15 protein-coding genes are annotated in these 23,047 nt (G+C 33.8%); 6 read left to right on the forward strand and 9 right to left on the reverse strand.

What is annotated here, in order from left to right:
- The first annotated feature begins 122 nt into the window (after positions 1–122).
- Positions 123–1,094: an endonuclease gene (locus tag AAFU52_RS08455; protein WP_438426113.1), complete on the forward strand. Its 972-nt coding sequence runs from the start codon at positions 123–125 to the stop codon at positions 1,092–1,094.
- 130 nt (positions 1,095–1,224) lie between these two features.
- A complete protein-coding gene (locus AAFU52_RS08460; protein WP_438426114.1) occupies positions 1,225–1,704 on the forward strand; it encodes a hypothetical protein in 480 nt (159 codons plus the stop codon).
- Positions 1,705–1,846: 142 nt separating this feature from the next.
- Here AAFU52_RS08460 and AAFU52_RS08465 read toward each other — a convergent pair whose 3' ends face one another.
- Entirely contained in the window at positions 1,847–2,575 is a 729-nt protein-coding gene (locus AAFU52_RS08465) for a hypothetical protein (protein ID WP_024768576.1), read from the reverse strand.
- A gap of 358 nt (positions 2,576–2,933) precedes the next feature.
- Between AAFU52_RS08465 and AAFU52_RS08470 the strand changes: the two genes are divergently transcribed.
- The 3 genes from AAFU52_RS08470 (at position 2,934) to AAFU52_RS08480 (ending at position 9,995) form a co-directional block, all read left to right on the forward strand.
- Positions 2,934–7,544: a T9SS type A sorting domain-containing protein gene (locus tag AAFU52_RS08470; RefSeq protein WP_438426115.1), complete on the forward strand. Its 4,611-nt coding sequence runs from the start codon at positions 2,934–2,936 to the stop codon at positions 7,542–7,544.
- Positions 7,545–8,116: 572 nt separating this feature from the next.
- Positions 8,117–8,953 carry a M57 family metalloprotease gene (locus tag AAFU52_RS08475; RefSeq protein ID WP_024768578.1) on the forward strand — a complete coding sequence of 279 codons (837 nt, stop codon included), beginning with the start codon at positions 8,117–8,119 and terminating at the stop codon, positions 8,951–8,953.
- A gap of 202 nt (positions 8,954–9,155) precedes the next feature.
- Positions 9,156–9,995, forward strand: a complete 840-nt coding sequence (locus tag AAFU52_RS08480) for a M57 family metalloprotease (protein ID WP_438426116.1) — start codon at positions 9,156–9,158, stop codon at positions 9,993–9,995.
- 69 nt (positions 9,996–10,064) lie between these two features.
- Here AAFU52_RS08480 and AAFU52_RS08485 read toward each other — a convergent pair whose 3' ends face one another.
- The 6 genes from AAFU52_RS08485 to AAFU52_RS08510 all read right to left on the reverse strand — a co-directional run bounded on the left by AAFU52_RS08485 (position 10,065) and on the right by AAFU52_RS08510 (position 19,257).
- On the reverse strand, positions 10,065–10,316 hold the full coding sequence (locus tag AAFU52_RS08485) for a hypothetical protein (RefSeq protein WP_024768580.1): 252 nt from the start codon (positions 10,314–10,316) through the stop codon (positions 10,065–10,067).
- Positions 10,317–10,600: 284 nt separating this feature from the next.
- Positions 10,601–11,680, reverse strand: a complete 1,080-nt coding sequence (locus tag AAFU52_RS08490) for a methyltransferase domain-containing protein (protein ID WP_438426117.1) — start codon at positions 11,678–11,680, stop codon at positions 10,601–10,603.
- A 234-nt stretch (positions 11,681–11,914) separates the two neighbouring features.
- Complete coding sequence (locus tag AAFU52_RS08495; protein WP_438426118.1) at positions 11,915–13,705, reverse strand: leucine-rich repeat domain-containing protein; 1,791 nt, start codon at positions 13,703–13,705, stop codon at positions 11,915–11,917.
- A gap of 267 nt (positions 13,706–13,972) precedes the next feature.
- Entirely contained in the window at positions 13,973–14,809 is an 837-nt protein-coding gene (locus AAFU52_RS08500) for a mechanosensitive ion channel family protein (protein WP_024768583.1), read from the reverse strand.
- 116 nt (positions 14,810–14,925) lie between these two features.
- On the reverse strand, positions 14,926–16,320 hold the full coding sequence (locus AAFU52_RS08505) for a DUF5689 domain-containing protein (protein ID WP_438426119.1): 1,395 nt from the start codon (positions 16,318–16,320) through the stop codon (positions 14,926–14,928).
- Positions 16,321–16,371: 51 nt separating this feature from the next.
- The gene (locus AAFU52_RS08510; RefSeq protein ID WP_438426120.1) at positions 16,372–19,257 is read right to left on the reverse strand and encodes a TonB-dependent receptor; all 2,886 of its coding nucleotides are present in this window, start codon (positions 19,255–19,257) and stop codon (positions 16,372–16,374) included.
- A 231-nt stretch (positions 19,258–19,488) separates the two neighbouring features.
- On the opposite strand from AAFU52_RS08510, the gene AAFU52_RS08515 reads away from it, so the two are divergent.
- Positions 19,489–20,538 (forward strand): endonuclease, encoded by a 1,050-nt coding sequence (locus tag AAFU52_RS08515; RefSeq protein ID WP_024768586.1) that lies wholly within the window; start codon positions 19,489–19,491, stop codon positions 20,536–20,538.
- A 48-nt stretch (positions 20,539–20,586) separates the two neighbouring features.
- Here AAFU52_RS08515 and AAFU52_RS08520 read toward each other — a convergent pair whose 3' ends face one another.
- A complete protein-coding gene (locus AAFU52_RS08520; RefSeq protein ID WP_024768587.1) occupies positions 20,587–21,018 on the reverse strand; it encodes a hypothetical protein in 432 nt (143 codons plus the stop codon).
- 143 nt (positions 21,019–21,161) lie between these two features.
- Positions 21,162–22,997 (reverse strand): cation:proton antiporter, encoded by a 1,836-nt coding sequence (locus AAFU52_RS08525; RefSeq protein ID WP_438426121.1) that lies wholly within the window; start codon positions 22,995–22,997, stop codon positions 21,162–21,164.
- Positions 22,998–23,047 lie beyond the last annotated feature (50 nt).

Here is a 23,047-nt window from a genome sequence, read left to right on the forward strand (position 1 = left end):
TAGCTACCTAATCTTCTATATCTTAATTTATTATATTGTGCCTTTAAACAAATGTACAAAAGTACAACAATTATGTACTCGGGAACCAACATTATAGCCGGTTTCTTATAAAATTAAATGCCATGGCCAATAAATTTTATTTCAGTAAAAAAAGCACAAATCACTTTACCATAGCATTTTATAACCTGGAGAATTTATTCGACACCAAAGATGACCCGAAAACCTTAGACAATGATTTCTTGCCAGATTCTGAAAAAAAATGGAATCAAAAACGTTATGAAAAAAAAATATTCAAGCTTGGTACAGCCATTTCTAATATTGGATTTTCAAAGACAAGAAGAGCTCCTATCCTGGTTGGTGTTGCAGAAGTAGAAAATAAAGCGGTTCTCAAAGATCTTATAAACTCTAAACATTTAAAACAAAAAGAGTATGGTATTGTTCATTATGATTCTCCAGATGAACGAGGTATTGATGTAGGATTACTATATCAGAAACAATATTTTGAAGTAAAAAATTCTAAAACTATTACTGTTTTGGTAGATAATGAAAAAGGAGAACGGGACTATACTCGCGATATTCTATGGGTAACCGGTGCTTTAAATCAAGAAGAAGTTCATATCTTAATAAATCATTGGCCATCAAGAAGAGATGGAGCAGAAAGTACAGCCTATAAGCGCATTACTGCCGCAGAAAAAAACCGTGAGATTATCAACCAGATTACTGATAAAAATCCTAATGCAAAAATTATCATCATGGGAGATTTTAATGATGATCCTTCTAGCGAAAGTATAAAAAATTTGGTGCAGCAAGATCTTTTTAATCCAATGGAACGACTCCTTACCCGATACAGAGGTAGTACCAGTTACAGAAGTCAATGGAACCTGTTTGATCAAATAATCTTTAGCCATAACTTTCATCAATATGAAGGGGGAAAACATAGTTTTTCTAATGCTGCCATCTTTGATGATGACTTCCTAAAGATCTACAAGGGTCGCTATAAGGGTACTCCTTTCAGAACTTATGCAGGAAGAAAATATAAAGGAGGATACAGTGATCATTTTCCTGTGTATATACGTTTAAGACACAATATATAGGAGGTGTTTTAACCCTGGTAAAACAGGTAAAAGACCTAAAAAAAGTCCGAATAGTTTGAAATTCAAGCTATTCGGACTTTTCTATTTTGACCACTGTCTATATTCGCCAAATAAACCAATAATTTTAAATATGAAAACACAAAATTTTAAAAATCTAGTTTTTTTATGTGTGGGACTTTTAATGTTTTCCTGCAGTAAATCTGATCTTTCTGAAGCCGATGAAACATTGGTATTAGAAAAAAGCGAAGTTGAAATTGTAGAGAATCAAGATGCTAAGGGGATAATACTCCCTGGATTGCTACCTGGGATTTATGGGTCTACAAATATTAATACTTATGAAAATGAGACGTATAGTTATGTTTTAACTCAGGCAGAACAAAATGCTGTTCCGAGTAGTTCAAGACGATTCAAAGTGCGTTTTCAAGTATGGTCTGGGGGTGCTTGGGTGCATAAAAAAACATACAGTAACCAACCTAGTACAGTAACAGCCAAATTTCCAAAATATGGAAATAATAACAATGTCTTCTGGAGAATTGGGTTTCAGATGTATAATAAAAACACAAATGCGCACTACAGTAAAAAATGGAAAACAATCTTAGTACATAATTAAACACAGTACTTACATTGTACCTTCTAGATCATTTTTATAAAGACATCTGGATAGATATCTATCCAGATGTCTTTCGTGTTTATACACATAAACACTTGCATTTTTTAAACTTTTTTTATTGCTCAACTTATCTATAAATTGACTAAAAATAATATCTGCCAGATTCAATAAAATCATCAGAGATAGTAGTATATGAATCCCAACAAGTATTACAAGTAGAATCTAACCATTTATTAAACCCTGTTTTAGAATTAAATTGCATACCTGTTTCTGTTGCTTCATTGTAACCATAAATAGAAATGTATCTAAAACGCCACCCGTCTGTCCCTTGTAATTTAATAGTAGCCGATTCAATTTCCATCCATTCAATATCAATAGGTTTTGGTAACGTTAGTTCTAGTTCGTATGTGTCTATACTGCCTTGTTCTCGCCCTCCCTGTAATACAAAATTCCTTTTGGTCATTATTCCTTTATCGGTCTTAAAAACTATATCAATCTTTACAACTCCATTCGTTCCTTCATGTGTATTAGTGCCAGTCATTGTCGTTATTCTAAAAGGAATTTTTGTAATCGACCCTGAAAAAAAGGAGAATCCTGTTTTTTGCTTATGTCCTGTGAGGTTTTTCTCAAATTTGGCTAAGGCTTCTGCTTTACTCGTTTCGGCACTAAAACTCATATGAAATATTGGTTTTATTACTCCTGATTGATCATCTGCTACAGTAACATCACTATTTCCTGTAGTACTCATGAAACCTTCTTGCTCTTTTATGTTTAGTATCTCGGTATCTGATTCTGTTTTTTCACATGATGTAATCACCAAAACACCTATTGTTACGAATATGTATTTTTTAAGTTTTGTTACTGTTTTCATTTTGTTCATTAAGAGTTTTAATTATAAAAATATTTGTCTTTGATTCAACAAATGTAAACTCAAGTATCCTATTTTATCAATCGTAGTTGATGGTCTGCTATTTTGAATTGATCAAAAATATGTTTCAATTGATAGTTTGTAATCTTCACCTATTCAGTTACATCAAAATCATTTGGATTCTAGATTATAATCTATAACTAAGAAAACTATATCCTTCTTTAACAAACCATTGATTAATATGTGATTACAAAAAAATACTTGATTTTCTTAAACTTTTTTTAACATATCTGCCCAATAATAATCATTCTAATACTCTAACTTGCATTACGCAAAAAATCACACAAAAAATTTAATAGTCATGAAATTAAAATTACTCTTAATTCCATTCGTTATCTCCTGCTTTTTTTGGACTCAGAATGGGTTTACTCAATCCGTATTTATTAATGAAATACACTACGACAATGCAAGCACAGATATAGAAGAAGCTATCGAAATTGCCGGGACAGCAGGGACAGACCTTTCTGGTTGGAATATTGTTTTGTATAATGGGTCTAATAGCGCCGTTTATAATACAATTTCTATTTCGGGAGTGATTCCTGATCAGCAAAATGGTTTTGGAACGATAGTAGAAATTCTTCCAGCCAATGGATTACAAAATGGTGCACCAGATGGGATTGCATTAATTGATAACAATAATACTGTTATCCAGTTTTTAAGCTATGAAGGTGTTATTACTGCAACAGATGGACCCGCATCTGGGTTAACAAGTACCGATATAGGTGTATCAGAATCTAGCAGTACTCCCGTTGGAGCCTCTTTACAACTAGCAGGAACAGGAACATCTGCTACAGAATTTACTTGGGAAACATCTACAACCAACTCATATGGTGCGATAAATACTAATCAGGTTTTAGGAACACCAGTTATCATACCAATAATTAACGAGTTTGTATTTAATCATACCGGATCAGATACTGATGAATTTGTAGAAATATTAGCTAGTGTAGAAACAGACTTAAGCGAATATTGGTTACTAGAAATTGAAGGAGATAGTAATGCTTCTGGAGTTATCGATGAAGTAATACAATTAGGCACTACAGATATTAATGGATATTTCACTACTGCTTTTGGTAGTAATGTATATGAAAACGGAACTGTCACTCTACTTCTGGTAAAGAATTTTACAGGTAGTTTAGGGCAAGACCTAGATACAGATGACAATGGTATCTTTGATGTTACCCCGTGGGAAGAACGCATTGATGATATTGGAGTTAATGATGGTGGTGCATCTGATCTTAACTATGCCAATATTACTTTACTACAATCCTTTGATGGAAGCTCATTTACTGTTGGAGGAGCATCGAGGTTTCCAAATGGTCAAGATACCGATGCTATCACCGATTGGAAAAGAAATGATTTTGATGGAAGTGGGTTACCAAGCTTCCCCTTAGCTATAGCAGAGCCGGGAGAAGCTGTTAATACTCCTAATCGAGAAAATGTAGTTATTGATGATGTTGATCCTACAACCGTTATAGTAATTAATGAAATTGACGCAGATACAGATGGATCTGATATTTTAGAATTTGTAGAGCTGTTTGACGGCGGAGCCGGAAACACATCTCTGGATGGACACACTTTAGTATTCTTTAACGGATCCAATAATCAGAGTTATGCTGCCTATGATTTAACTGGTTCTACCACAAATGCTAATGGATACTTTGTTATCGGTAATGCAGATGTAGCTAACGTCGGGGTTACGTTTCCTGGTAATGGACTACAAAATGGAGCAGATGCTGTAGCACTATATAAAACTGAAGCTTCTAATTTTCCTAACGGAAGCGCTATCACAACAGAAAATTTGGTAGATGCTATTGTATACGACACCAATGATAGTGACGATACAGAACTATTGGTTTTACTAAACAGTAGTGAACCACAAGTAAATGAAGACGAGAAAAATGATAAGAATTTCCATTCATTACAACGTTTCCCTAATGGATCAGGAGGATTAAGAAATACCTCAACATATACACAAGCAATTCCTACTCCGGGAGGAGCAAATACCAATGCAACAGAGATAGCTAATCTTATTATTAACGAACTGGATGCAGATACTCAAGGCTCTGATGCTTTAGAGTTTGTGGAACTATATGATGGTGGAACCGGAAATACCTCACTTGATGGTTATGTATTGGTAAATTATAACGGAAGTAACAATACCAGTTATAATGCCATTGATTTAGATGGTTTTACTACCAATGCCGAAGGATATTTTGTCATTGGTAATGCAGATGTTGCTAATGTAGGCCTTGTCGTTCCCGGAAATACGTTCCAGAATGGTGCAGATGCTGTGGTCTTGTATTTTGGTGATGCTACAAGCTTTCCTAACGGAACAGCGGTTACTACCGAAAATATCATTGATGCCATTGTATATGATACCGATGATGCTGATGATGTAGAATTATTAGTACTTCTAAATACAGATCAGCCACAGGTAAACGAAAACACAAACGGAAATAAAGATGGAGAATCTTTACAACGAAGCCCTAATGGACAAGGAGGAGTTCAAAATACTGCTTCATATGTAGCTAAAGCTCCAACACCAGGAGCAGATAACGATGGTGTAATAGTAATTCCTGGCGACCCAATAAGCATTGCAGAAGCTAGAGCTACTGCCGAAGGTACACCAGTTACTATCACCGGAGTATTAACTGTTACTGATAGTTTTAATGGTCCTGCATTTATTCAGGATACCACCGGTGGTATCGCTATTTTTGATGACCAGGTGCAAGCAAATGCTACTTTAAAAGTTGGAGATTCTATTACCATAACAGGGATCAGGGCTGCTTTTAATGATCAGATTCAGATTAGTTCTGTAACAGATGTAGTAAATAACGGTCTTCCTCAAAACCCAATTACACCACTAGACATTACACTTGCAGAGCTTGCAGATCATCCGGGAGAATTGGTTCGAGTACTTAATACTACATTCCCTAATCCGGGAGATCTTTTATTTGGAAACTCTAATTTCACCCTTACCGATGCTAGCGGAAATGGAGAACTACGTGTTGATAACGATGTAGCTTCTATAGTAGGTAAAGCACAACCCATTACCTGTTCAGAAATCACTGGTGTGATAGGTCGTTTTAGAGAATTCTTCCAGTTACTGCCAAGGCAGGTTTCAGATATTCCTTGTGCGGTAGAATTTATTCCACCGGGAGACACTGTAGGGTTCCCTAAAGAAGATACTTTTGATGTAGTAACCTGGAACATCGAATGGTTTGGTGATGAAAACAACTCGCCTGTAGGTCAAAATCCTATGTCTGATGCAATTCAAAGAGATAGCACGGCTACAGTACTTAAAAAGTTAAAAGCAGATGTATATGCCGTAGAAGAAATTGCTGATGATGTATTATTTGAAGAATTAGTAAACCTGTTATCAGGGTATGATTATATTTTATCTGATGCTGTTTCCCGTCCTAATTCTGGTGGAGTATCACAAAAAGTAGGATTCATTTATAATACAGAAACTGTTTCTGTGGTTGAAACAAGAGCAATGTTTACATCCATTCACCCGCTATATAATGGTGGTGATGCATCTGCACTTGTAGATTATCCTAGCGAAACAGATCGTTTCTACGCTAGTGGAAGATTACCCTTTTTAATGACTGCAGATATAACTATTAACGGAGTTACAGAACGTATTGATTTGATCGCACTACATGCCAGAGCAAATAGTAGCAATGGTCCTCAAAATCGGTATGATATGCGTAAATATGATGTAGAAGTATTAAAAGATTCGCTAGATGCTAATTTTGCAAACAATAAGGTTATTCTTTTGGGAGATTATAATGACGATGTAGATGAAACTGTAGCAGACATCCCATCAACCATTTCTAGTTTTCAGGAATATGTAGATGATACAGCTAATTACACGATTGTATCTTCTGCGTTAAGCGAAGCAGGATTGCGATCATTTGTTTTTAGAGAAAATATGATTGATCATATTATGGTTACTAATGAACTTAATGAAGCTTATATCGAAAATTCTGTAACAGTTCATTACGACGTATATGATAATGATTACGCATTCACTACATCGGATCACTTACCCGTTTCTGCACGATTCTTACTAGAACCAGAATTTGTAAACAATAATTGTTCTGGGGCATCTGTGGTAGCTTTTGATCAAGGCAAGAGAAAAGATGGAGGAAGAATACCTCGACTTAGAAGTAAAACTAAGCGTGCCTTAGGAACTCCTAGAGAAAAAAGATATTTTAATTTTGTGAGTTTAGGTTTTGGTGGATCGATCACCATAGAACTAAACAACGAAATTTTTGATAATGCTGATACTAATGAATTTGCAGTATTCGAATCTACAGGGTTCTTTGACAACGTCCCTTGTAATTACTATCCAGAATCAGCAGAAGTATTTGCTTCTCTAGATGGTATTGAGTTTGTTTCTTTAGGAACAACTTGCCAGGATGGAGAATTTGATCTTGCAACGGGTAACTTACGTTCTGCAAAATATATCAAAGTTGTAGATACAAGTGATAAAGCTAGTTTCCCATGGTTTGCAGATGGCTATGATCTAGATGCTATTGTATGCCTTGAAAATGGTGAGCGTATCGCTACAAAAAATACTATGGCAAATACAAAACCTCCTACTGCTCTAGAAAGTGAATTACTAACCGAAGATTTTGGATTAGAAGAAGCAAGTGTTTTTGTTTCCCCAAATCCATTTAAGAATCAATTATCTATAGATTTTAATACTCTTGTTGAAGGAGATGTAGATGTTATAATTACTGATGTAACTGGCAAAACTGTATATACTCAAACGATACAACTCAATGCCGGACAATCCAAATTATCTATTGATATGAATCGTTATCCAAAAGGATTTTATGTTGTACATGCTTCTAGTACAAATGGAAAACTTAATATAACTAAAAAGATAATTAAAAAATAATTGAATTAGAAGGAGGCTATTTAGATAATCTCTTAAACAATACCAGATCTAAAAAAGGCTGAATTAGATAATTCAGCCTTTTTATTATTTACTTATTTCTTTTTCAAAACACATCTAATGCATTGTTTTTCAGTAACATAACATTACGGGTTCTCATCAAAAAAAAACATCCAAACACCTGTTTTTATCCAGAGTTTATGACTAGTCTCTATACAGTTAATTAACCCATTTTTATATAGTGATTTTCCTGAATAATAGTTTAATCATCTAATAATCAATTAATTATATTTTCAAACGATTAAGAATGCTATTATCTATTTTTATAGATAGATAGATTTGAATACTTTTAAAATTGAAATCAATAGAGATTAAATATTTCTTCATTTGATACTACTCCACTCTAATGGTTAGAATCCCACAATGATTATAGTATCATTAGGACAAAACCATCCAATAGGTAAGAAACAAAAATATATCTGGCGCCGAAAGTAAATGTTTCTAAAAGAATGATCTCATGAATCCTTGTAGGCTTCAAAAACTAACTTATTTAATAATCTTAAAACTAAATCAAAATGAAAAAATGGAAATTATTAGCGCTTTGCGCTATTATTGCTGGATTTATTTCGTCTTGCCAAAAAGATGAAGTTACAAATGAAGCACTAGAACAGGTAAAAATAGAGCCCACAAAAGCGCAACTCGAGAAGTTGCATAATATGGGGGTGAATACTGATAATGTTACGATTGAAGATTTTACCTTTTTAGACGGTTCTTCTGCCAAACACTTGGTTTCAGGAGATATTACAGTTCCAATAGCAGATTTAAACAAATATCCGGAACTAGAGTCTCGTGATGATGATAGTAAACAATACCGAACACCGAACCTGGTATCTCCACCTAATAGAAATATTAAAATTCTTGGGTATACTGGGGGTGGTTTTGCATTAACTCCTAAGATGAAAACAGCTTTATCGTGGGCCGTTTTCAACTATAATGTGTTACCCAACACACTTAATTTTACACTTAGTTATGGTACTAATGTTGCGGCGGCTGATATCGTAGTTTATAAAATCGCAGGAGCTGCAGGTGGAATTGCAGGGTTTCCTACTCCTGCCGGCAAACCATACAAATGGGTTAGAATCAGAGCAGGAACAGATGCATATAGTACTAATGTTAATGAACATGTAATCGGTCATGAGATTGGGCACTGCATTGGATTCAGACATCAAGACTGGTATAACCGTCAAAGTTGTGGGTATACTGGTACTTTGCCTGCCGAGTCTACTGCTATTTGGATACCAGGAACCCCTTGGTCTCCTAATGCAGACTCTATTATGTTGGCATGTTTTGGTGCTGGTGAAGATGGTGAATTAACACCTACAGACAAAACAGCATTAAATATACTATACTGATAATATTGTTCTGAAAGATAAAATAAATCTCCAGAGTTTTGCTCTGGGGGTTTATTATAAAAAAGAACAACTCTTCAGAAACCTCAATACGTATCAACCCAATATGTAATATTAAGACTGAAGTCTTTATCTAATTAATTACATTAAATACATACAAATTTCAAAAATTAAATGATCTAATTATTCTTAAAACTAAAACAAAATGGAAAAGCTTAGACTACTAGCATTTTGTGCTATTATTACAGGGTTTTTTTGGTCTTGCCAAAAAGAAGACCTTACTACTCAAACTCCTGAACAAGTAACTTTAAAACCTACAAAAGCACAACTTGAGAAGTTATCTAATATGTTAATAAATACAGATAATGTTACTATTAAAGATATTACCACATTAGACGGCATCAAAAAAAAATATTTGGTTTCAGGAGATATTTTAATCCCAGTATTTGATTTAAAAAATTATGGCAAATTAAAACCTAAAACAATTAACCAGAAACAATTCCGGTTTCCACACATAGTATCACCACCTTATAGAGTTATTGATATTCTTGGATATACAGGTTCTGGATATGCTCTTACCAGTAAAATGCAAACCGCTTTACTATGGGCTGTAAATAACTATAATAGCTTGGGTAATTCGCTACGATTTAGACTAACCTTTGGTACTGATTTTGGTCCAGCAGATATGGTAGTTTATAATAATAACCAACCTGGTGGTGGTGGAGCTGCTTCAATTCCTAATGCAGCAGGTAGACCAGGTAAGTATATCCAAATTAATGCAGGTACAAATAGTTTCAGCACTAATGTGGTAGAGCATGTAATGACTCATGAGATAGGGCATGCTATAGGGCTAGCTCATCAAGATTGGTATAATCTTCAGAGTTGTGGGTATACTGGTCCAGTGCCTGCCGGGCCCTCACCTATTTGGATACCGGGAACTCCTTGGTCTCCATATACAGATTCTATTATGTTAGCCTGTTTTAGTGCTGCCGCAGATGGTGAATTAACAGCTACCGATATTCTGGCGTTAAATATATTATACTGAAAATAGTTTTGAAGTATAAAAACAATAGATCAAAAAAGGCTGAATTTAATAATTCAGCCTTTTTACTATTTACTTTTTGTTATTCTCGAGTTCGCGCTTTTTTCTTCTTGCTTGGCGTTCTCGTTTTCGTTGTTCTCTTCTTAATTTTCGCTGCTCTTTTTTAGATAGCGTTTTAGTAACTATCTTTTTTTGAGTCTTTTTAGCGACTATCGCAGTCTTTTTTGATTTCTCTGTAGCTTCAGCCTCTTTTTTCTTTTCACCACAGGCCAATACTGCAAATACTAATACTACTACTAATAAACACTTTTTAAAAGTTTTCATAATACAACATTTTTAGTTTGTACAGTCTATAAAACGCTGTAATAAGGCAATTGTTTTATAATTCTGTTATAGCCTGATTTTACTAGTGGTTACATAGCTTCACACTAACAAAAGTGCTCAAAATCATACAACAACAAGCTATAATCCAGTCTAGAAGAGCAGAAGTAAAACATATAAACAAACCCATCATGAAGGATTTTAGATTCAACTCTTACTTAACACAAAGATTATAGCTTTACTGTTAATTCTATCAGAATATATGAAAGGTTAGATGATATAAAACATTAATCTTTAATTGCTACTCCTTTAAAAAAAGTATAACAAAATGTACCTCCTCCCTCAGCCGTCTTATACAAATCGTTAATACCACTATTCATTTCTTCTTTGCTAATGATTTTCTTTGCTAGTGCTTCTTCTGTAATCCCTCTGACCATAGCCGTAAAAGTATTTTTAATAAACCCATCTACTAATTTGGGTTTTGAATCATCAACGTATACCTGTCTTGGAGAAATCGTGATGTTCTTAAATCCCGAATCAAGTAATAATGGATATAGCGCTCTGCCAATATTAGCATTCCCGCCTTTTTGTTGTTGTAAAGTTACTTGTGCCTGAACCACTTTTTGTGCAGATAGACTATCTGGGTAAAAATATGTAGAACCATGGTCTCCTTCAATGATCATAAGTGTCCCTCCCGGTTTAAGAACTCTCTTTAGTTCCTGTAGAGCTTCTTTTGGATGAGGAATATGTTCTAAAACAAAGCAAACAAAAATGTGATCAAAATGACCGTCTTTGAAAGGTAAGTTTAACAAATCGGCAGCCTTAAACGCTACATTTTTGATATTGTGTTCTTTGATTAATGCTTCTGCTTTTTCTAATGACGTAGTGGACAAATCAATAGAAACAAAAGTCGAATCTGAGTTGTTCTTTGCTATAATTTTGGTTTGTGCCCCAACACCACAGCCAGCTTCAAGAATTAGTGAACCTTTTTTCCATTTTGAGTCCCAATGCAAAAGTTCTGCAATAGAATTAGCCTGATCATTTAATCGAATTGTCTCTTCTTGAGAATATCCATGAATATAACTCTTCATATGATCTTGACTTATTTCCTGAATATTATTTTCTGCCTGTTTCAGACGTTCGAGTATTTCCTTACTGGCATCTAGTAACTCTTTCCCCGAGGTGGTAAACACCAATTGATTATTAACTCTATAAAAAATCTGGGTACCTAGACGCGATTCTAATTCTTTAAGCTGATGGCTTAATGCCGATTGTGTAAGAAAAAGTTTCTCGGCCGCATTTTTTAAGGTTCCTACGGCAGCAACAGTATCAATAAGTTTTAAATGACGGATTTCTATATTAGCCATTGTTTTTAATTTTTTTATGCAAATTACAACGCTTCGCTAAAAACCAATGACAAAAGAATATGAAAAAAAATAATAGGTTACTTGAATATAATTCAAGCGGTTATAAAATTAGAATTTACTGTTTTAATTTCTAAGAACGCCGAGGTTATAATTACTTAGTATTGTTATGAGATACCTAATTACATAATCATGGTTATTATAAAATGGTGATAACAAGACTACAGATAAATTATCTCAAAATTCAATTTTACAATGCGGTATTAATTTTTTAAGCTCTTCTTTTTTATATTCATTTAATTTATTAGAAGTTAAAATAAGCCAAGTTAAATTCTTGAGTTCACCAATAGATTTCGGAAGACTAATGAGTTGATTTGCATTTAAAAAAAGTCCTGATAAACTCGTAAGCTGACCTATGGTTTGTGGAAGACTGGTAAGTTGGTTATGTTGAAGAAAAAGATCTGTCAAATTTGTAAGTCGACCGATGGATTGCGGAAGTCTGGTGAGTTTGTTAGAGTATAAAAAAAGATCTGTCAAATTTGTAAGCCGACCGATGGATTTTGGAAGACTCTTGAGTTGATTATTATTAATCTTTAATACTGTCAAATTTACCAAATTACCTATAGATTCAGGAAGACTGCTTAGTTTATTTCCATTTAAATTAAGTTTTGTCAAATTCGTGAAACTCCCAATAGATGCCGGAAGGGAAGTGAGTTGGTTGTTATCTAAATCTAGTAAAATCAAATTCGTGAAATTCCTTATAGATTTTGGGAGAGTGTTAAGGTTATTATTACTTAAGTTAAGCCTAGTTAAATTTGTAAGCTTCCCTATAGATTCAGGAAGACTGCTTAGTTGATTATTGCTTAAATCTAGTAAAATCAAATTCGTGAAATTTTCAATGACTTTTGGAAAGTTGGCAAATTGATTATTACTTAAATTAGACCTAGTCAAATTCGTGAAATTCCCTACAGATTCTGGAAGATTACTAAGCTTATTATTGCTCAAATTAAATACCGTGAGATTCATAAAACTTCCTATGGATTTAGGAAGGTCTGTAAGTTGATTGTTATCCAAGTCAAGCACTGTCAAATTCATGAGTTCACTAATAGATTCTGGAAGACTAGAAAGGCGATTGTTACTTAAGTCGAGCCATGTCAAATTCATAAGCTGACCAATGAATCCTGGAAGATTAGAAAGATGATTGTTACTCAAGTCAAGCCATGTTAAACTTATAAGTTGATTAATAGATTCTGGAAAACTGGTAAATCGATTATTATCTAAGTGAAATTCTGTCAAATTCGTAAGGTTTCCAATCGATTCGGGAAGAGTGTTCAATCTGTTTTTTCCCAGGGTGAGCTCTGTCAAATTCGTGAGGTTCCCAATCGATTCGGGAAGACTAGAAAGGTGATTGTTATGCAAGCCAAGATCTGTCAAATTCGTAAGGTTCCCAATCGATTTGGGAAGCATACTGAGTCGATTATCATTTAAGTAAAGCTTTGTTAAATTCGTAAGGTTTATTATTGATTCTGGAAAACTGGTGAGTCGATTCTTATCCATACCAAGTCTCGTTAAGTTTGTGAGTTTTCCAACAGATTCGGGAAGACTGGTAAATCGATTAATTCCCAGGCTAAGCCTTGTTAAATTCGTAAGATTTTCAAAAGATTTAGGAAGACTGGAGAGATAATTATAACTTAAAGTAAGTTCTCTTAAATTGGTGAGTTGACCTATAGATTCGGGAAGAGTACTAAATTTGTTTCTCCTTAAAGTAAGCTCTCTCAAATTGGTTAGTTCTCTAATGGACTCAGGAAGACTACTAAGGTGATTATTATCTAAATTAAGGGTTGTTAAATTCGTGAGTTTTCCGATAGATTTCGAAAGACTAGTGAGTTCACGTTTACTTAAATCTAATTCATAAACTTGATCCGGAGTTTTTAGAGCTTCTTCTAGAGATTTATAGGTTCTATATTCTTGAGCATTGACTCCTGCAAAGATGATTATGATTATCGCTAAAGTGACTGTTTTTTTCATTGTCTTTACATTCATATTAGTCTTTGGCAGAAAGTCAATGATGTTATTTAGATTAATATCGTTTAATACCTATTAATTTAATAAGGAATTTTCTAAAAACATTGAATCTTTACAACCGTAACCTATTAACTAACATTAAGATATACATAATATGGCTACTATGCAAACAATTCAAAAATCATTAAATTAATCAGGAAGTTCAATATAAATACACTATAAAAATCATAAGGTTTAGGGTTTCTACATCTAATATCAGTTTTGTAAATTCTATTTTATGTTTTCATGTTGATATAAATGAATATCTCTTTGAGGAAAAGGAATAGAGATCCCATCTGATTCCAAGCGTTTTTTTGCTTCTTCGAGAGTATAAAAATGTATATCCCAAAATTCTTCAGTAAGTGTCCAATATCGTAATGAAAGCGTTATCGAGCTATCCCCAAGTTCTGTCACCACTACCACCGGTAAAGGATCTTGAACTATTTTATCTTGTTCATTTACAAGGTCTAGTAGTACTTGTTTGGCCTTCTTGATATCACTATCATAAGATACTCCAATTGTAATATTATCTCGTCTTTTACCTTCTTCAGAGTAATTAATGATATTGTCATTAGACAATTTACCGTTGGGGAGAATTGCCAATTGATTACCAAAAGTATTTAATTTTGTAGTGAAAATTGAGATTTCTTTTACTGTACCCTGTATGCCTTGTGCTTCAATAAAATCACCTATTTTAAAGGGTTTAAAAAATAAGATCAATACCCCGCCTGCAAAATTTGCCAAAGATCCTTGTAATGCCAAACCAACGGCCAGACCAGCGGCACCCAAAATAGCAACTAATGACGATGATTGTACCCCTAATTGAGTCACCACCAAAACCACCAGGAGAACTTTAAGCCCTAAATTCAAAAAATCATAAAGAAATTTTTCTAATGTTTCATCATAATCCTTCTTTTTGAAAAACTTGCGAAGCATACGACTTATAACATTAATAGCCCATATACCTACTATAAGAATAATGATAGCCGAAACTAAGCCCGGTATAAAATCCCATAACCATTTTACAAATTGATCCCAGTTCTCACTAGTAAGTCCAAGTTTTTCCATAATTTATATTTTTAAACTAATCTGCAAAAATAAAGGATTTAACCTTGGTGAAATATTCTTTTTTAAACTAATACCATTTACAATTTGAATTTACTGTAATAAAACACCCTTTTTCCTTATTCTCCTATAATTCTAATATTATCAATATGGTAACGTGTAGTAGCTCTGGGATCACCACCAATATATCGAAAACCTATACGAATTGTACCATCTAAACAGGATAACCCAATGGGTCCTGCTGGTGTAGCATTACCAAAAGCATTTAATGGCCCTCTCGGGATCAAAGCATCAAGCTTTATCCAGGATGTGGTTGTTGGGTCTCCGGTAAAATTATTGGTTGCAAAAACCTCAAGAATATTTCCGTTATCATATCCTGCTTGCAGATCAAAATGTAAAACCTCATCTATTGAGGTACTTACATCAATATCTGGAGTAATAAACCATACCTCATATAGGCTTTCTTTAGATCTATACCCAGTAATTTGTGCATATTGATTTTCACCAAAGTTACCTATCTTATACTTTAATTTTCCTCCTGTGATATTACTATTCATCCATCCAGAATCTTCTAAATCACCAATTTTGAGATCACTAAAATCTTCTTCAAATAATATCGTAGCCCCTGTAGAAATTGCTGGACATTCTAAAACTATAGGATCACATCTCGTTTCATTATCAAATACTAACCCTCGCGGATCATTAAGTACTAAGTTATATCTGTTTCCTAAAAAGTTTTTAGTTAATATTCCTTCAAAACTTCCTTGTTGAATTGGTAGTTTTACCCCTTTAAAGTCTGAAAAAGTGCTTGTACTCATTATCGTAGTTCTTCCTGTTGCACAACTCTCTACAATACGTTCTCCATCAAATTTATCATAATTTTCTGCTGCAAAAGTAAAAGTGTTATCTTCTAAAACAAGACTTTTGGTGAACTGAATATTATTTACCTTAATATATAAGTTTACTAGTTTATCTGTAAAATCTTCAATCGTTATTTCTAGCGGAGTTATAGTCTCTATTTCTGTAGATCTTATCACAGTTTTTTCTATAAAAAAAGAGGGAATTGCGCCAATGGTATTTCCTTCTGAAACTCCAAGAGTTGGAATCCCGTTTTCTATGCCAAGAGACAAACCATCTAGCTTAATGTACATTTTACGTCCAAATTCATAAGTAGTAAATAATGGATTATCATCAATTAATACCCGAACTCCTGCAGAAGGGTTAGCATTTTTATCCTGAAGCACAAGTTCTTTAAAAAAATTACTGGCTTTATCACTGGATACTACGTAACCTGGTATAAAATTGTTGGTATCTTCAAAAATTACTTTGGCTTTTTCTCCATCTTCTATAAGTTTTTGTCCCAGAATACCGAGTATTGCATCAATTGTAATTTGTGTGCCTACAATTTGCGGTTCATCTATGGTAACCGGAGATATTTTAAATTCTTCTTCTGATGAGCAGGCCATAATTGTATACGATACAATTAAAATCCAAAAACATTTCTTTGTGTTCATTTTTGTACGATATTTTTGTTGTATTTATTGTTTTTATAGTGAGATCTGAAACTAAAATCTTACATAGACATTGAGATAGTAGGAAGTACCAAACCCGTAAAAATATTTTGATCCAAAAACGGGAGTATCACGTTGTGATTCTTCTAAAGCCAATCTGTAATTCGCACTCCTAGCCTGCTCAAATCCTCCTGTTCTATATTCTTGATCAAGAATATTATTTATAGAGGCAAAAAAACCAATGTAGTACTTCTTGATTCTCCAGGATTTTCCACCAATAGCATTTACAAGAAAATAATCCTTAAACTGCTCCTGTTGTAAAAGATGCTTTGCAATATTTTCGTCATAATCATTAAAAGGTAATCCATCAGTATCTTGATAAAAATTCGTGGTTCTTGCAAAAGGACTTATATTGATATACGCATTAGAAAAATAATTTGTAGTAGCCCCAAACCACCAAAAATCTGGGTCACGATATTCAAAACCTAATTGCCCTGCGCGTTGAGGTCCTCCTGAAATGTGATACCCCTCCAATGCTGATTTTCCGAAACTTCGTACCCCTTGAATGTCTGAAAATGCTTCACTAGTGCTAGTTAAGACTAAGTCTGGATCATTATCATATACAAAGCTACCAACAGCAGCAGCTCCTTTAATCTTGATAGTCGGGGTAATTTGATATTCAATTCCAAATTCTCCACCAATGTATCGTTTATCAATATTGGTAAGTATTTCCTGAACAAACCCTACATCTGATCCTGAGATAGCTTCGGTAAAAAAGAAAGAAATATTGGTAGCATCCATAACCTTGGTGTAATACCCTGTTAATCTTGCTTTTATTTTTGAAGAACGAAGTATATAACTACCATCTACAGATTGAATTTTTTCACTTTCCTGAGATTCACCTAATAATTCTGCTACAGTACTATTATTCTGTCTTGCATTTGCAAAAGTATTACGAATTGTAGGTGCTTTATTGAAATAAGCGCCTTGTATTTTTATAAAATGATGTCCATTGACAGTAAGAGTAGTTCCTGCCTTTATTCCATAATTTATAAAGTTCAAAGCTTCGCTTTTTCCATAAGAAGCATTCCCTGGAAAGTATCCATTTTCAAACAAACCATTTCTTTGATAGGAGGTTTGTGAAAATGTTCCTCCCAAAAAGAAGTTAACTCTTTTCAACTTAAATTGCCCTTGAAGAAATCCCTTAATTGCAGAGGCCTCAATCTCATAGTTATAATCATACCGATCTCCTACTCCTACAATACGGTTAGGGTTACGTAAATCACTCTGTGCTCTATTGGATAATTCAGAAGGAGTTAATTCTATCGAAGATAAAGCAAATACGTCAATATCCAGAAAACCAGTACCACCCAAAAGATCGGTTACCTCAGCAAAATTTTGGCTCTTTAAATTCTTGTACCCGATTGCTGCATTTAATGTAATGTGTTGATTGAGCTGACTATTTAGTATCATATTACCACTCAACTGGGTATCATCTGTTCTATCCTCGTATAAAATATATGTTGAATTATTACCTTTTTGCGCATTTTGTTGATTGGTTTGTAACAAATCAGCCCAGTTTAATTGTCCATTGTTGATAAGACTTTGTTGCGCCAAAAATGCATTTTGATACTCCAGAGGAGTTGGGTCAGGATTTTCTAAAAAAGAACTTGGCATATTATCCGGGTGCACAGGATTGGTGTCTGCACTTCTGCCTCCTCCAATATAAGTTTGTTGCCCGTTTGGACCTATTATTAAATCACTGCCTCCATTATCTATTCTACTATTTGCAATTTTACCGGTCTGAAATGCTATATTCGTCTGTAAACGAGAGTTTTTTGATATATTCCAATAATGATTTATCATAAAGACTGGCTCCTCTATTTTCCGCTCTCTGGAGTTCCTTATTTTTCCGTCTAGATACCCCCAGTTAGGGTTATATTTATTTCCTTTAAGATTAAATACTTCATCGGTAATCGCTGTAGACCTCCCTCTACGATTTGGAGTATAAAAACCTGTTAGGTTTAGACTGTGTTTTCTCCCTAATTTCTTTTCAATCGAAATAAAAAATGAATTTGAATCATATAAGGTTCCCTCAACAAAGCCTTCTTTTCCATATCTTCTAGCTAAGGATACAGAGAATGCCCATCCTCTTGCGGTAATCCCAGAATTATACGTTCCTATTACTCTCCCTTGATAACTACGGTTAGAAATGGCATAAGATATTTTGCCTCCTTTTCTGTATTTAGAAGCCCTCATAATGATGTTAGAAGTTCCTAAAAGATTTCCAAATGTATAGTCGTTTTCTGAGATCCCTAGTGAAAATTCCTGATTGCGTTGCACATCATTTAACCCTCCCCAATTGCTCCATTGTGGTCTTCCATTAGAAAATTTGTTCATTTCAACTCCATTGATCAGAACTTTTCCATTTTCATTTCCTAAACCTCTTGGGCGAAAAAAAGTTGAGCTAAAATCAAATGCTGCAGCAGTAAGAAATACATCTCGGGTAGATTGAAGTAATCCGGAAACACTAAAGGAAACATCATTATCTTCATCTAATTCATGATCAGAAAGGCTAATCGTACCTATATGTTGTTCTGTATTAAAATCAAACTGTAAGTCTATTTTTTTAAGATCCAGGACATCCCCTTCATTAATTACAATAGGAAAACGTTTAGTTATATATCCTTGTTTCGATAGTATAAGTACTTGCTCCCCTATAGGAAGCATAGTATTTCTAAAATCAAATTCGCCAAAGGAATTAGTGAGTACAGTAACCTTTGTTTCTTTAATAGATGCTGTAACCTTTTCAAGATTTACATCAGAAATAGCATCGATAACTTTTCCTTTTAGCCCGGTTTGTTGAGCGTGTATGCCCACAATACTACAAAAGAACACTAGCAATATAATATATTTTGAATCAAAAAGAGTATGGCTCATAGTGTGTGATATATAGGGTTGAATAACTCAAAATACTCCCGAGTTATATGTTAATAATGAGCAAGTATAAAATATCCCAGTTTCATTTTTCGAAACTGGAAAAACCAATATTTGTCTCGAAGTAGGTGCCAAGATCCTGATTTTGATATCTGTCTAAAAGATTAACCCTAAACCTCACATTGTGCTGAACTTGATTTAGTATCTCTGTGAGGTATGATAAAAAGCAAGCTTATGTTTTTGAAAAGTATCTGCGTAACACTCATTTTATTAACCACTTCCTTTGTTTTTGCACAAGAAACAAAGGAGTATAAAATCCATACCATTGCATTTTACAATCTTGAAAATCTCTTTGACCCCGAAGATGATCCTATAACTTTTGATGATGACAGAACTCCTAAAGGAAAGGACCATTGGACCTATAAAATGTATACTCATAAGGTGAAAAATATGGCCAGAACAATCTCTGAAATTGGCGAAGACCTAACTGCCAACTCTCCTGCTATTTTGGGAGTTGCAGAAATAGAAAATAGAAAAGTGCTCGAAGATCTTGTCAATGATCCAAATCTTAGGCCAAAGGACTATGGAATTGTTCATTTTGATTCTCCAGATCGAAGAGGGATAGATGTGGCTTTACTCTATCAAAATGCTCTGTTTAAGGTGAAAACCTACAATAAACATAAGTTGGTAATTTATGACAGAAATACTGCTAAGCGAGTGTTTACAAGAGATCAATTACTGGTAAGTGGTTATCTGGATGGAGATTTACTACATATAATTGTAAATCATTGGCCATCTAGAAGAGGTGGAGAAGCTAGGAGTCGATATAAAAGAGAAAAAGCAGCAGCACTAAACAAAAAGATAATGGATTCTATATTTGCTGTTGATCCATATGCAAAAATTATCACGATGGGTGACCTTAATGACAATCCTAATGACTCTAGTGTAAAAAAAATACTGGTTGCAAAACAGTATAGAAAAAATATTAAAATTAAAGGGCTTTACAATCCTATGGCAAAATTGGCTAAAAAAGGTTTGGGTTCCCTTGCTTGGAGAGATCAATGGAGCCTGTTTGATCAAATTATTATTTCTAAAAACTTTTTAGACACGGATTATTCTTCTTATCGGTATTATAAAGCTGGAGTATTTAATCCAGAATATTTGATTACACCAACAGGTAAGTATAAAGGGTATCCTTTTCGTAGCTATACTAATGGTGCATATACAGGAGGATACAGTGATCATTTTCCTGTGTATATATATCTTATTAAACAAAAAAAGTGATCAAAAATGATCACTTTTTTATTTATTTTTTATAAAGATATTATCTGATTATTGACAATCAGAAAGTTCTACATATTTTTCAAAAGGAACACCTGTATCTCGAGGAGTTAATACTCCTTGATGAAATTCTTGTATAAAAGCATTTCCGTTTTCTCCTCTGCATACCCGCAGAGTAATATTGTTATTAGTACAATTCAGACAAGTTTGCCCTCCAAACTTACAATCTCCTAATATTTTTAATTGCTCTTCATAAACTTTAATTGTTTCATCATCAGCAGCGCAGCCATTATTTAAAACTGTTTCTATTGCTGTTTTATATGCAGTACAAGCTTCTGTAGAACCAATGTTTTGACTATATACTACGGCAGCTTCTGATAAGTCTACATTAGCTTTAACACAATCTACATCTTCATCATCGCTTCCACATGCTGTAAATCCCAGGGCAAGGATACAGGCAACGACATACACAAGTTTTTTCATTTTAATTCTTGATTTTTAGGTTAAGTTAAACTCAAAAGTAAGAAAATTAAACTGGACTAGGTAATATCGCTATATAATCCCATAGTTTCATCATCTATAAAATTGGTTGTAACAAGTAACTATCTTATATAGAATATGGTAATTTATTTTACTTCTTCGATATCAATGGGCTTACCAATATAGGCTAAAAAACTACCTTCTTCTACCTGCTCTATTTCTTTACTAAATGATGATATAATTCTAATGTCTTTATTGGTATCTTTTATAAACAGAGGGATAATGTCTTTATCATCTTTAGTCAGATCAATCAACGTTTTATATTGTTTTTTATCCTTAATCTTTATTTCTTGAATTCCAGGATATTTTTCGGCAAGTTCAATAAGTTTATAGTAGTCATCGGTATGAGAAAATAGGCCTTCCTGAGGGTTATTTTTGGGGTCTTCCATTTCTTCAGAAGTAATTAATCTAAAAGCCCCATATTCTCCAAATTGATCTTTAAACTTATTAATTGCATATTTATTTATATCACTATTGCCCGTAAGTGCCATTAGGTATCCCATATCATTTAACTCAATATTGTCGTTGAGCTGATCACTATAAATATTACCATCTATCGCTTCTAATCCCAGATCCTTGGCTTTATTAATGTTGTCTCTATTGCTGTCTACCAAAACCACATGTCGATTGTTGTTTTTGATATATACTGCAATCAATCTGGAAACTTTGGAGGCGCCTATAATTAAAATACCTTCAGATTTTTTGAGAAATACTCCAACTAATTTGGCAAAAATACGTGCTGTAGTAGCATTAAGTAAAACAGTACCTAATACAATCATAAACACAAGAGGTGTAATATACTCTGCTCCCGGAACTCCTTCTTTATATAGTTTTAATCCGAATAATGATGCAATACCAGCTGCTACAATACCTCGAGGCCCCACCCAACTAATAAAAAGCTTTTCGTTAGTTTTGAGTCCTGAGTTTAAAGAGCTTAGAAATACACCTATAGGCCTTACTATAAAAACGACAATAATAAAAAGTAAAGCAGCTTGCCAATTATAGATTAGTTGTAAATCTTCGATATTGATATTTGCTGCCAGAAGAATAAATAATATTGAGATCAGAAGTACACTTAGAGATTCTTTAAAGTATAAAATTTCATCAATGTGAGGAAGGTTTATATTTCCTAATACCATACCCATAACCACTACAGAAAGTAACCCAGACTCGTGAGCAAAAGCATCAGATAACACAAAAACACCTAATACCAATGCAAGAGTTACTACATTAAGCAAGTAATGAGGGATAATTTTTTTCTTAAGAGAAAATGCCAAAGCATGAGCAAACGTAAAGCCAAACGTAAAGCCTACTAGTATAATTTTACCAAATTCGATCAAAGCTGTAAATGTAAATTCTTCGCCACCGCCTACTCTAATAAATTCAAATACCAAAACAGCAACCAAGGCTCCAATTGGATCAATTAAAATACCTTCCCATTTTAATACTGCAGACACGTCCTTTTTAAGAGGAATATTTCTAAGAATCGGAGTTATTACTGTAGGACCAGTTACAATAATTAATGAAGAAAATAAGAAAGAAATAGGCCAACTTAAACCAAAAATGTAGTGTGCTGCTAATCCTGCACCAAAAAAAGTAACAATAACGGCAATTGTGATTAATTTTATAATCACAGGACCAACATTAAGAATTTCGCTTCTTCTTAGAGTAAGACCACCTTCGAAAAGAATAATGCTTATGGCTAAAGAAACAAAATAGAATAAGCTCTCACCAGGAAAAAGACCTTCTTTCCCGTTCCAGATAGGTTGTATCAATTTAGTGCCATCACTAGTAAATAAAGTAGCAAAAGGACCAACCAAAAGCCCAATTAAAATTAATGGTAAAATTGCGGGTATTTTAAATTTCCATGCTACCCATTGGGCTAAGATCCCCAATATAATTATTCCTGCCAGTTCTAACATGTTTTGTTCTTAAATCAGATTAATGTGAGAAAGATCGGGATTTTTTTAAA

Origin of the sequence: Aquimarina macrocephali (genome assembly GCF_051627225.1) — a bacterium.
GTDB classification, from domain to species: domain Bacteria; phylum Bacteroidota; class Bacteroidia; order Flavobacteriales; family Flavobacteriaceae; genus Aquimarina; species Aquimarina macrocephali.

Excerpts from the sequence above, each read along its gene's own strand:
- AAFU52_RS08500 (WP_024768583.1), bottom strand. The coding sequence starts at position 14,809 with ATGGAAAAACTTGGACTTACTAGTGAGAACTGGGATCAATTTGTAAAA.
- AAFU52_RS08515 (WP_024768586.1), top strand. The coding sequence starts at position 19,489 with ATGTTTTTGAAAAGTATCTGCGTAACACTCATTTTATTAACCACTTCC.
- AAFU52_RS08490 (WP_438426117.1), bottom strand. The coding sequence starts at position 11,680 with ATGGCTAATATAGAAATCCGTCATTTAAAACTTATTGATACTGTTGCT.
- AAFU52_RS08485 (WP_024768580.1), bottom strand. The coding sequence starts at position 10,316 with ATGAAAACTTTTAAAAAGTGTTTATTAGTAGTAGTATTAGTATTTGCA.
- AAFU52_RS08480 (WP_438426116.1), top strand. The coding sequence starts at position 9,156 with ATGGAAAAGCTTAGACTACTAGCATTTTGTGCTATTATTACAGGGTTT.
- AAFU52_RS08525 (WP_438426121.1), bottom strand. The coding sequence starts at position 22,997 with ATGTTAGAACTGGCAGGAATAATTATATTGGGGATCTTAGCCCAATGG.
- AAFU52_RS08465 (WP_024768576.1), bottom strand. The coding sequence starts at position 2,575 with ATGAAAACAGTAACAAAACTTAAAAAATACATATTCGTAACAATAGGT.
- AAFU52_RS08510 (WP_438426120.1), bottom strand. The coding sequence starts at position 19,257 with ATGAGCCATACTCTTTTTGATTCAAAATATATTATATTGCTAGTGTTC.
- AAFU52_RS08475 (WP_024768578.1), top strand. The coding sequence starts at position 8,117 with ATGAAAAAATGGAAATTATTAGCGCTTTGCGCTATTATTGCTGGATTT.
- AAFU52_RS08460 (WP_438426114.1), top strand. The coding sequence starts at position 1,225 with ATGAAAACACAAAATTTTAAAAATCTAGTTTTTTTATGTGTGGGACTT.
- AAFU52_RS08520 (WP_024768587.1), bottom strand. The coding sequence starts at position 21,018 with ATGAAAAAACTTGTGTATGTCGTTGCCTGTATCCTTGCCCTGGGATTT.
- AAFU52_RS08505 (WP_438426119.1), bottom strand. The coding sequence starts at position 16,320 with ATGAACACAAAGAAATGTTTTTGGATTTTAATTGTATCGTATACAATT.
- AAFU52_RS08455 (WP_438426113.1), top strand. The coding sequence starts at position 123 with ATGGCCAATAAATTTTATTTCAGTAAAAAAAGCACAAATCACTTTACC.
- AAFU52_RS08495 (WP_438426118.1), bottom strand. The coding sequence starts at position 13,705 with ATGAAAAAAACAGTCACTTTAGCGATAATCATAATCATCTTTGCAGGA.
- AAFU52_RS08470 (WP_438426115.1), top strand. The coding sequence starts at position 2,934 with ATGAAATTAAAATTACTCTTAATTCCATTCGTTATCTCCTGCTTTTTT.